The following is an 8,954-nucleotide window of genomic DNA, read 5'->3' on the forward strand; positions in this document are numbered from 1 at the left end:
GTTCAAGGACGGCCAAGAGGCAGCACGCGTCTCGGGTGCCATGAACGCGAGTGACATCGCCCGCTGGGTTCGCAGCGTGGGCTGACCCCGCTTTCGGCTCAGCGGATTCCGAAGAGCCGGTCCAGTGACAGATTGCCCGCCCCACGCCCAGCCAGGTACAACAGCAGCCCGGCCCACGACAGGTGGGTCGGCCAGGCATCGGGGTAGACGAAGACCTGGATCACCAGTGTCATGCCCAGCAGTGCCAGGGCCGACAACCGCGTGCACAACCCCAGCACCAGCAGCACCGGGAACACATGCTCGGCCACCGTGGCCATCTGCGCGGCCAGATCGGGCGGCAGCAAGGGCAGCTTGTATTCCTCGCGGAACAGCAGGTAGGCGCTGTCGGAGATGGTGAACCAGCCCTCGACCTTGGTGCGTGCCGACAGGAAGAAGATGGCGGCAATGCCCAGGCGATTGACCAGCGCCAGCAGGCTGTGCGGCGTGAGCCAGGCCATGCCATCGGCCAGCCGGCCCAACCAATGCCGGGGTCCGGTGGCGGGCGCCGTGGGTGTGGTCTCGGGATACGGAGTGCTGTTCATGGTGTGTTCTCGGCAAGGTGGGATGGGGCGCACAGGGCGCCGGCCTGCAGCAACTGCGCCATCAGTGCGGTGAGGTCGGCTCCGGGCTCGGCCTGCAGCGCCTGGGTTGCGGCAAGCTCCAGCGGCAGGCCGGCGGTACAGGCGTCCAGAAAGGCGACGCCCGCGCGCGACAGCAAGGCCCATTGCACGGCACCCTCGGGGCGGGTGAGCAGGGCGCCATCGCCCTCCCAGGCCAGCTCGGCCTCCATGGGGGCTTGGCCGCGCTGGCGCTGCCACAGTGTGCTGGCCGGGTGTTCCTCGCTCCAGGCCCAGCGCGCGGCAGGGTGCGGCGCCAGGCAAAGGCTGGCCAGGGCTTCGGGCGGCTGCGAGGCCAGCCAGGCTGCGTCGAGCGCGGGCGCGTCGGCCGCCAGATGGCTTTCGGTCCAGCAGCGGTCCAGGTGGGCCACCGCAGGCAGGTAGGGCAGGCCGGCGGCCGGCCCGAAGCTGCGCAAAAAATCCGCCAGGCCCTGGCCATAGGCCATGAGCCGGGAGTCTTCCGGCGGGTTCTCCTGAACAAACCGGTCTGCCGCCGCACGGAACCAGTCTTCGCCGACCAGCGCGCAGACGGTGGGGTAGTTGGCCTGCAACGCATCGATGCAGGCCTTGCGCACGGTGTTGCGGTACACGGCGAAGCCGGGTTGCGACTGCAGGGCCGAAAGCCATGCTGCGGCCTGCATGGGGCCGCCGGTGCCGGGCAAAAGCGCATCGGCCAAGCCGTCCTGGAATGTACTCAATTGCATGGCAGGGCCTCGGTCAGAGCCCGATGGGCGCGGTTGCGCTCGGCCAGCAGTACCTCGAACGCCGGCAACTGGTCGTCGCGCTCGATCAGGGTCGGCAGCGGGCCGGTGGCTGCGATCACGCGCTGGTACAGCCGCCAGACGGCATCGGCCACCGGTGCATCGTGGCTGTCGATCAGCAGGGCGTTGCCCAGCGACGGGTCGGCCTGGTGGCCGGCCAGGTGGATCTCGGCCACGGCATGCAGGGGAAAGGTACAGAGGTAGTCCTCGGCGTGGGTGCCCAGGTTGTGGGCACTCACATGCACATTGTTCACGTCCAGCAGCAGGCGGCAGCCGGTGCGCTGCACCAGCTCGGTCAGGAAATCGGTCTCGGACCAGTCATGGCCCTCGATGTGCAGGTAGTGCGTGGGGTTTTCGATGGCGATGGGGCGCTGCAGCACGTCCTGCGTGCGCGCGATGTTGGCGGCAATGCGTGCCAGCGCCGCATGGGTGCGCGGAAATGGCAGCAGGTCGGGCAGGTAGTGGCCGCGCCAGGTGGACCAGGCCAGGTGCTCTGAGACGATGACCGGCTCGATGCGCCGGGCCAGTGCCGCCAGCCGTGCGAGGTGGCCTTCATCGGGCGGCGCATCGGCCGCCAGCGACAGCGACACCCCGTGCAGGGCCACCGGATGCCGCGCACGGATGGCTTCGAGCCAGGCCAGGCGCGGGCCGCCGTCGGCCAGGTAATTCTCGGGGTGAACCTCCCACCACAGGCCGGGGTCGGTGCATTGCACAGCCTCGGTGTAGTGCTGGGGCTTGAGCCCCAGGCCCGCGGTGGGATGCGTTGGCATGGTGCTGGGCAAGTGCGCTGGATCAGCTCTTCATGGGCGTGAGCGAGCCCATGCCCTTGGGCGTCTTGATCGACGCGCAGGTGCCGGCGGGCACGAACTTCCAGGCATTGGCCTGGTAGTCCACCTTCGAGGTGCCGGCACAGGTGGTGCCGGCGCCTGCGGCGCAATCGTTCTTGCCGGCCATGGACACGCCATAGCATTTCTCCATGGCAGGCTTGGCTGCGGCATCCGTGGCGGGCTTGGTCTGTGCGATGGCTGCGCCGGATGCAAGGGCTGCAAGCGCCAGGGCGCCGAGGCTGAGGGTGCGTGAAGTCATGGCGGGTTCTCCGAAAAATAGAAAAGTGTTGGTACGAACATGCAGACCGGAGTGCTTGTGCGGTGCGCACCGTGGCGGCCGATCTGCGTTGTAATTCGCAGTGGCAGGCGGGCGGGTTACACCGGCCACAAAAAAAGAGCACAACAAATTTTTCTGCCCCGCTGTAACCGGGCGGCCCGTGGTTGCGAATACCTGTCAGGGAGAGAGCATGGACATTGAAGAAAGGCTGCGCGGTTTGCTGTTGTTGGGGCTGGACGCCGATGCAGCGGCCTACCAGCGCTTCCTCAAGGAGCTGAGTGCCCACCTGCGCGCCTTTTTGCGCCGCCGGCTGGCGCAGCGGCCCGACGAGGTGGAGGACCTGGTGCAGGAGACGCTGCTGGCGGTGCACAACCAGCGCCATACCTACCGGCCCGACATGCCGGTGACGGCATGGGCGCATGCGATTGCGCGCTACAAGCTCATCGACTGGCTGCGCTCCCACCGGGTGAAGGAAGGCCTCAACGATCCGCTGGACGATGCCAACGAGATGTTCTCGACCAGCGATGGCGATGCAGCCCAGGCGCGGCGCGACCTGGGCCAGTTGCTGCAGACGCTGCCGGACCGCCAGCGCCTGCCCATCGTGCATGTGAAGCTCGAAGGACTGTCGGTGGTGGAGACGGCGCAACTCACGGGGCTGTCGGAGTCGGCAGTCAAAATCGGCGTGCACCGGGGACTCAAGGCCCTGGCCGCCAAGATCAGGGGAATGGCATGAAAACCGATGAATTGATCCAACTGCTGGCCACCGATGCCGGCCCGGTACCGGCGCGGGACATCGAGCGCCGCTTTGCCGTGGCATCGCTGGCAGGCATCGCCGGGGCGGCCGTGCTCATGGCCGCGGTATTCGGGGTGCGCCACGACCTGGTGCAGACCATGGGGCTGCCGATGTTCTGGACCAAGCTGGTGTTTGCTGCCGCATTGGCCGCCGCAGGCGTGGCACTGCTGCGCCGCATGGCGCGCCCGGGCATGGCGGTGGGCCGCATGGCAGCACTGGTGGCGGTGCCGCCGCTGGTGCTGTGGGGCATGGCTGCGGGGGCATTGTCCCAGGTGGACCCGGCCGAGCGCATGGCGCTGGTGCTGGGCAGCACCTGGCGCAGTTGCCCGTTCAACATCGCGCTGCTGTCGGTGCCGGCCTTCATCGCCAGCTTCTGGGCCCTGAAGGGCGCTGCCCCCACCCGCCTGGCCTGGGCCGGCGCCGGTGCCGGCCTGTTGTCGGGGTCGCTGGGCGCCCTGGTCTACGCCTTGCACTGCCCCGAGATGGCCTCCCCCTTCATCGCCGTGTGGTACCTGGCCGGCATGGCCCTGCCCACGGCGTTGGGGGCGGTGCTGGGGCCGCGCCTGCTGCGCTGGTAGTTCCAGCGCTCAGGACGGGTTGGCGGCGAGCCATTGGGCAACTGCCTGAACCCGGGCTTGGTGGATCAGGTCGCCGACCTGCGGGCCGGCCAGTCCCTTGGCAGCTGCCTTGGCCGCGATCTCGCGCGTGACCACCGACTGTGCGGCCGCCAGCACGGCCAGCAGGCGCGGGCGCTGGGGGTAGGCCTTGTCTTCCATGCCCAGCCGGCCACGCGCGTCGCACTCGCAGGCCAGCAGGATATCGGGCATGCGGCCGGGCTTGCGCAGCGCGTCGCAGCGCTCCAGCAGGCGCACCAGCGGGGCGGCAGCCAGGTCGCCGCTGCGGTGGATGTTGCCGTGCTCACGCGCCACCACGTCGGCGATCTCGCGGCAGTCCACGGGCACGCGCAGGCGCTCGGCCACGCCCTGCAGCAGTTCGGCGCTGCGCCGTTCATGGTCGATGTGACGCGGCAGCACGTCGGCCGGCGTCGTGCCCTTGCCCAGGTCGTGGGCCAGGCAGGCAAAGCGCACGGTGAGCGGGGCGTCCAGGCGCGCCGCCATGTCCAGCACCATCATCAGGTGGATGCCGGTGTCGACCTCGGGGTGGTGTTCGGCACGCTGGGGCACACCCCACAGGCGCGCCACCTCGGGCAGCAATACCTGCAAGGCCCCGCAATCGCGCAGCACCTCGAACATGCGCGAGGGTTTGGCCTCCATCAGCCCGCGCGCCAACTCCTGCCATACGCGCTCGGGCACCAGGTGGTCCACCTCGCCCTCGGCCACCATCTGGCGCATCAGCGCCATCGTTTCGGGCGCCACGGTGAAGTCGGTGAAGCGCGCGGCAAAGCGTGCCAGCCGCAGGATGCGCACCGGGTCTTCGCGGAAGGCATCGGTCACATGGCGCAGCACGCGCGTCTGCAGATCCTTCTGCCCGCCATAGGGGTCGACCAGGGTGTCCGGTGCTTGGGGGCTCCGGGCGATGGCATTGATGGTCAGGTCGCGCCGAGACAGGTCTTCTTCGAGCGTCACCTCGGGCGAGGTCTCCACCACGAAGCCGCGGTAGCCGCGCCCGCTCTTGCGCTCGGTGCGCGCCAGCGCGTACTCTTCGCGCGTCTCGGGGTGCAGGAAGACGGGGAAATCACGGCCCACGGCCAGGTAGCCCGCCGCGAGCATCTGCTCGGGCGTGGCGCCCACCACCACCCAGTCGTGGTCATTCACGGGGCGCCCGAGCAGCGCGTCGCGCACTGCGCCCCCTACCATGTAGATTTGCATGGCGGCAGTGTAGGTGAGCTGCGGGTAACGCCGCTGTAGACGCCGTATAGTGCGCCCCTCACCAGCCCACGGTCATCGCCATGTCCATCTCCTCCTCCCTCACCATCGCGCAGCTCAACCCCGATGGCAGTGTGCCGGTGCCTGCGGCCCCCGATGCTGCCGCCAATGCCGCGGCCGAGGCCCTGCAGCGCGAAGCGCAGTTCGAGGCGATGCAGGCCCAGCTGGAGTCCTTGCAGGAGATCCTGGCCAAGCCGCTCAACGAAATCCTGGCCGACCGCGACAAGTTCAAGGATACGGCGGCCGCCTGGGACTCCTTTGGCGCCATGTGGATGCTGTCGCAGCGCGCCATGAAGCGCGTTGCGCTGGACCTGGCGGCGCAGCAGGGGGTGAGCGAAGACGAGGTGGTGGCGCGCGCCCTGCGCCATGCCAATGCGGTGCTCAACGGGGACGGCGAGGACCTGGGCGGCATCGTCGCCGAAGCCCAGCTGGCGCACATCGCGCGGCATCGGGCGCTGCTGCGCAAGCAGTTTCGTTAGGAGAACACCGGCCGGAAGAAACTGCGCTCGTAGCTGATGATGCAGCCCGTCTCTTCCGCATAGCGGAAAGCAGCCTGGCATTCGGCATCGTCCATGGAGCGCTGGCGGTAGACCTCGTAGGCCGCCAGGCTCTCGAAGGTGAACAGTGCCAGCGCGATGTTGTTCGCGCCCTCGCTGGGCATGAAATAGCCGTGGTGCTGGCCGCCGAATTTCTCGACCAGGGGGATCCACAGCTTGCCGTAGTGCTCGAATTCCTTGAGCTTGGATGTGTTGAGCACGTAGCGCAGGTAGATGGTGACCGCCATGCGCTTCTCCTCAAACGTGGCGCAGGCGGTAGGGTTCCTCGAAGTCGAGGAAATCCTTCTCCGCCAGGGCGTCGTCGATCCAGGCCTTCACGCCGGGCAGGGCGCGCACGCGCTGCACATAGGCCGCGATCTGCGGGGGCACGGGCAGGCCGTAGCTGTGCAGGCGCATGCATACGGGGGCGAAATACGCGTCGGCAATGGTGAATTGGCCGAACAGCAACGGGCCGCCATGTTCCTCGAGCAGGGCGCTCCACATCTCCACCAGGCGCTGCACGTCGGCACGCACGCCGGCCTTGTCGCGCCAGATCAGGGCGCCGGTCTCGGCCAGGTCGGCCTCGATGTTCATGGGGCAGTTGCCGCGCAGGGCGGTGAAGCCGCTGTGCATCTCGGCACAGACGCTGCGGGCTCGGGCGCGGGCCTTGGCATCTGCGGGCCAGAGCTGTTTGTCGGGGTGGGTCTCGGCGATGTATTCCGCAATCGCCAGGGTGTCCCAGACCACCAGGTCCCCATTCACCAGCACCGGTACCTTGCCCGTGGGGCTTACCGGGCCGATCGCCCGCTTGAATTCGGAGTCGGCGTCGAAGCTGTCGAAGCGCACGCGGACTTCGTCGAATGCGATGCCGGCCTGGCGCAGCAGCACCCAGGGGCGCATGGACCACGAGGAGTAATTCTTGTTACCGATATAGAGCTTTGGCATGGATCGTCGTCTTGGAATGGTGGAATAGCCGGGCAAGACTTTCCATGCTAACGCCGGCTGGCAGCTTGTGCCAATGACAGATGGGCAGGGCTTTGATGCGTGTCGCGCATCGAAGCCGGTTTGCACAGCGTGAAATTGGTGGCTGCGGCACAATCCCCTGTCCGTAGTTAGTTTTTCTCTATCGATCCCTGGTGATCGTTGTGGTGATGCGCTCGTTGTCCTTTCTGTACTTTTGCAGGGTCTGGTGGAGCCTGCTGACACTGGTGGTCATGCTGCCTGCGGCCGCCCAGACGACCGTGGAGCGCGATGTGCCCGCCCTCATTTCCGCAAAGCCGGGCGGCATGCTGATCGTTCCTTTCATGGGCATGTTCGAGGACCAGGGCCGCGCGCTGGGCATCGAGCAGGTGCGCACACCGGAGAACGAGGCCCGTTTCGCCTACCCCGACAATCCCTTGAAGGGCGCCGAATCGGACCGGGTGCTCTGGTTCCGGGTGCGCCTGCAGCTGGCCGACCCGGCCGATGCACTGCGCGAGTTCCTGCTGCTGGTGCCCACCGTTTCCACGCACGAATTGCGCTTTTACGGCCCCTACAACGCCCAGGGCCAGGCATTGGCACCGCCGGTGGTCACCGGAATGCGCCACCCCTGGGCCACGCGCCCGGCGGATTCCGAACAGATGGCCTGGCGCTTCAACCTGCCCGACGACCAGGTCTACACGGTGTACTTCCGGGTCGAATCGACCTTCGCGCGCTTCTACGCGGCCCGGGTATGGGATCTGGCGGAGTACCTGCAGGGCACACAGGACAAGCGCATGTTCGACGGCGTCTGCTACGGCTTGTTGATGGGCCTGGCGATCTTCAGCACCGTGATGCTGCTGGTGTTCCGCGAGAGCATCTATGCCTGGTACCTGGTGTCCTGCATCGGCGCGCTGCTGGCGTTGGCCGGCTTCAACGGGCACACGCTGCGCTACCCGTTTGCCCACTGGCCGGCGGCGGCGGGCTTCTTCGACAGCATGGCTCCGCCGCTGTGGGCCATCTCCAAGCTGATGTTCGGGCGCAGCCTGCTGCGGCTGGCCGACTATGCGCCGCGCGTGGACAAGGTGGTGCTGGCCATGGTGGCTGCATTGGCGGCGGCGGCTGTCTATGGGCTGCTGGGTGAGCACCCGCTGTGGCTGTTCCGCCTGGTGCAGGCTTCCGTGATGGTGTCCACCCTGGTGCTCACGGTCGGTGCCGTGATGGCCATGCGGCGGCGCTACTGGCCGGCCGTGCTCTACAGCCTGGGGGTGGCCATCCTGCTCTTGGGAATCTGCGCCATCGTCGTGGCCAGCTGGGGCTGGGTGGCCTGGACGCCGCAGCAGATGGACATGACGCAGACCGTGCTGGTGGCCGAATCCATCGTCTTCGCGGCGGCCATGGCCTCCCGGGTACGCCTGCTGCGCAAGTCCGAGGAAGCGCTGACCGTGCGCACCCAGGAGCTGGTGGAAGCCCTGGGCACGGATGCGCTCACCGGGGCCGCGAACCGTGCGGGCCTCACCAGCCATGGCGAGGCCGCCGTGCGCGCCGGCCAGCCCTTCGCGCTGCTGCTGCTGGACCTGGACGGCTTCAAGGGCGTCAACGACACCTACGGCCACGCAGCGGGCGACGCGGTGCTGGTGGCCATGGTGCGCCGCCTGCGCACCCAGTTGCGCGCGGGCGACCTGGTGGCCCGCCTGGGTGGGGATGAATTCGCGGTGCTGATCGCGGGCAGCCCCTCGCGCGACATGATCGCCGCCATGGCCCGGCGCATGGCCGCCAGCGCCGCCGAGCCCCTGGTCTTCGAAGGCCGCTCCCTGGTCGTCGGCATGAGCCTGGGTATCGCCTGCCACCCTGCGGATGGCCGAACCCTCGCCGAACAGATTCTCGACGCCGACAGCGCCAAGTACGCCTGCAAGCGCCGTCCCGAAGGCGGTGACTGCTACGCCTTCGCCTCGGAGCTGCAGGCCGGCTGAGCCGTCCCGGGCCCCGAGTCGTCCCTGGCCAGGCACCCAGGCGCGCACAGGGGGAAGGCGCCGACGGAGAATCAGGGGGACAGGCCGTGAACACGTTCTTATACCGGCCAGACCACCCCGTTGTCGTTCAGGATCGCGTCGAGCGGCGCATCCCAGGATTCCGGCTCGAACTCTTCCAGAAAGCCGTTGGTGAATCCCAATACCACCGTGAAGGGCTTGGGCTGCAGGGTGGCCAGCGTGCGGTCGTCGAAGACGCCGCCATAGCCCAGCCGGTAGCCGCCCGCTGCA

General features: G+C 68.0%; 12 protein-coding genes. 4 read left to right on the forward strand and 8 right to left on the reverse strand.

The window, feature by feature from the left end; all coding sequences use genetic code 11:
• Positions 1-98: 98 nt before the first annotated feature.
• From ACK59X_RS13555 to ACK59X_RS13570, 4 genes are read right to left on the reverse strand one after another with little or no spacing between them, the layout of a single operon-like run.
• Positions 99-581 carry a DoxX family protein gene (locus tag ACK59X_RS13555; protein ID WP_409957847.1) on the reverse strand — a complete coding sequence of 161 codons (483 nt, stop codon included), beginning with the start codon at positions 579-581 and terminating at the stop codon, positions 99-101.
• Complete coding sequence (locus tag ACK59X_RS13560; RefSeq protein WP_409957848.1) at positions 578-1,360, reverse strand: putative DNA-binding domain-containing protein; 783 nt, start codon at positions 1,358-1,360, stop codon at positions 578-580. Before ACK59X_RS13560 ends, ACK59X_RS13555 begins: the two co-directional genes overlap by 4 nt.
• Positions 1,351-2,187, reverse strand: a complete 837-nt coding sequence (locus tag ACK59X_RS13565; RefSeq protein WP_409957849.1) for a DUF692 domain-containing protein — start codon at positions 2,185-2,187, stop codon at positions 1,351-1,353. The genes ACK59X_RS13560 and ACK59X_RS13565 overlap by 10 nt, the downstream gene beginning before the upstream one ends.
• A gap of 22 nt (positions 2,188-2,209) precedes the next feature.
• Positions 2,210-2,503, reverse strand: a complete 294-nt coding sequence (locus ACK59X_RS13570) for a DUF2282 domain-containing protein (RefSeq protein ID WP_409957850.1) — start codon at positions 2,501-2,503, stop codon at positions 2,210-2,212.
• A gap of 208 nt (positions 2,504-2,711) precedes the next feature.
• Here ACK59X_RS13570 and ACK59X_RS13575 point away from each other — a divergent pair, with 208 nt between their 5' ends.
• On the forward strand, positions 2,712-3,254 hold the full coding sequence (locus ACK59X_RS13575) for a sigma-70 family RNA polymerase sigma factor (RefSeq protein WP_409957851.1): 543 nt from the start codon (positions 2,712-2,714) through the stop codon (positions 3,252-3,254).
• Entirely contained in the window at positions 3,251-3,892 is a 642-nt protein-coding gene (locus ACK59X_RS13580) for a DUF1109 domain-containing protein (protein ID WP_409957852.1), read from the forward strand. Before ACK59X_RS13575 ends, ACK59X_RS13580 begins: the two co-directional genes overlap by 4 nt.
• Before the next feature lie 9 nt (positions 3,893-3,901).
• Here ACK59X_RS13580 and ACK59X_RS13585 read toward each other — a convergent pair whose 3' ends face one another.
• Positions 3,902-5,143, reverse strand: coding sequence for a multifunctional CCA addition/repair protein (locus ACK59X_RS13585; RefSeq protein WP_409957853.1), 1,242 nt, complete (start codon positions 5,141-5,143; stop codon positions 3,902-3,904).
• Between the two features lie 80 nt (positions 5,144-5,223).
• Between ACK59X_RS13585 and ACK59X_RS13590 the strand changes: the two genes are divergently transcribed.
• On the forward strand, positions 5,224-5,679 hold the full coding sequence (locus ACK59X_RS13590) for a hypothetical protein (protein ID WP_409957854.1): 456 nt from the start codon (positions 5,224-5,226) through the stop codon (positions 5,677-5,679).
• Here ACK59X_RS13590 and ACK59X_RS13595 read toward each other — a convergent pair.
• Both ACK59X_RS13595 and ACK59X_RS13600 read right to left on the reverse strand, forming a co-directional pair.
• Positions 5,676-5,984, reverse strand: a complete 309-nt coding sequence (locus ACK59X_RS13595) for an NIPSNAP family protein (protein ID WP_409957855.1) — start codon at positions 5,982-5,984, stop codon at positions 5,676-5,678. The genes ACK59X_RS13590 and ACK59X_RS13595 overlap by 4 nt on opposite strands.
• Positions 5,985-5,994: 10 nt before the next feature.
• Complete coding sequence (locus ACK59X_RS13600; protein ID WP_409957856.1) at positions 5,995-6,681, reverse strand: glutathione S-transferase family protein; 687 nt, start codon at positions 6,679-6,681, stop codon at positions 5,995-5,997.
• Between the two features lie 191 nt (positions 6,682-6,872).
• Here ACK59X_RS13600 and ACK59X_RS13605 point away from each other — a divergent pair, with 191 nt between their 5' ends.
• Positions 6,873-8,666: a diguanylate cyclase domain-containing protein gene (locus ACK59X_RS13605; protein ID WP_409957857.1), complete on the forward strand. Its 1,794-nt coding sequence runs from the start codon at positions 6,873-6,875 to the stop codon at positions 8,664-8,666.
• 98 nt (positions 8,667-8,764) lie between these two features.
• Here ACK59X_RS13605 and ACK59X_RS13610 read toward each other — a convergent pair.
• A partial coding sequence (locus tag ACK59X_RS13610; protein ID WP_409957858.1) for a 5-formyltetrahydrofolate cyclo-ligase occupies positions 8,765-8,954 on the reverse strand: 190 nt, incomplete at its 5' end.

This window comes from Acidovorax sp., assembly GCF_046339755.1.
Lineage (GTDB): Bacteria > Pseudomonadota > Gammaproteobacteria > Burkholderiales > Burkholderiaceae_C > Acidovorax.

Bases quoted from the DNA above. Each gene is read 5' to 3' on its own strand.
- ACK59X_RS13555 (WP_409957847.1), bottom strand. From the start codon at position 581: ATGAACAGCACTCCGTATCCCGAGACCACACCCACGGCGCCCGCCACC.
- ACK59X_RS13560 (WP_409957848.1), bottom strand. From the start codon at position 1,360: ATGCAATTGAGTACATTCCAGGACGGCTTGGCCGATGCGCTTTTGCCC.
- ACK59X_RS13565 (WP_409957849.1), bottom strand. From the start codon at position 2,187: ATGCCAACGCATCCCACCGCGGGCCTGGGGCTCAAGCCCCAGCACTAC.
- ACK59X_RS13570 (WP_409957850.1), bottom strand. From the start codon at position 2,503: ATGACTTCACGCACCCTCAGCCTCGGCGCCCTGGCGCTTGCAGCCCTT.
- ACK59X_RS13575 (WP_409957851.1), top strand. From the start codon at position 2,712: ATGGACATTGAAGAAAGGCTGCGCGGTTTGCTGTTGTTGGGGCTGGAC.
- ACK59X_RS13580 (WP_409957852.1), top strand. From the start codon at position 3,251: ATGAAAACCGATGAATTGATCCAACTGCTGGCCACCGATGCCGGCCCG.
- ACK59X_RS13585 (WP_409957853.1), bottom strand. From the start codon at position 5,143: ATGCAAATCTACATGGTAGGGGGCGCAGTGCGCGACGCGCTGCTCGGG.
- ACK59X_RS13590 (WP_409957854.1), top strand. From the start codon at position 5,224: ATGTCCATCTCCTCCTCCCTCACCATCGCGCAGCTCAACCCCGATGGC.
- ACK59X_RS13595 (WP_409957855.1), bottom strand. From the start codon at position 5,984: ATGGCGGTCACCATCTACCTGCGCTACGTGCTCAACACATCCAAGCTC.
- ACK59X_RS13600 (WP_409957856.1), bottom strand. From the start codon at position 6,681: ATGCCAAAGCTCTATATCGGTAACAAGAATTACTCCTCGTGGTCCATG.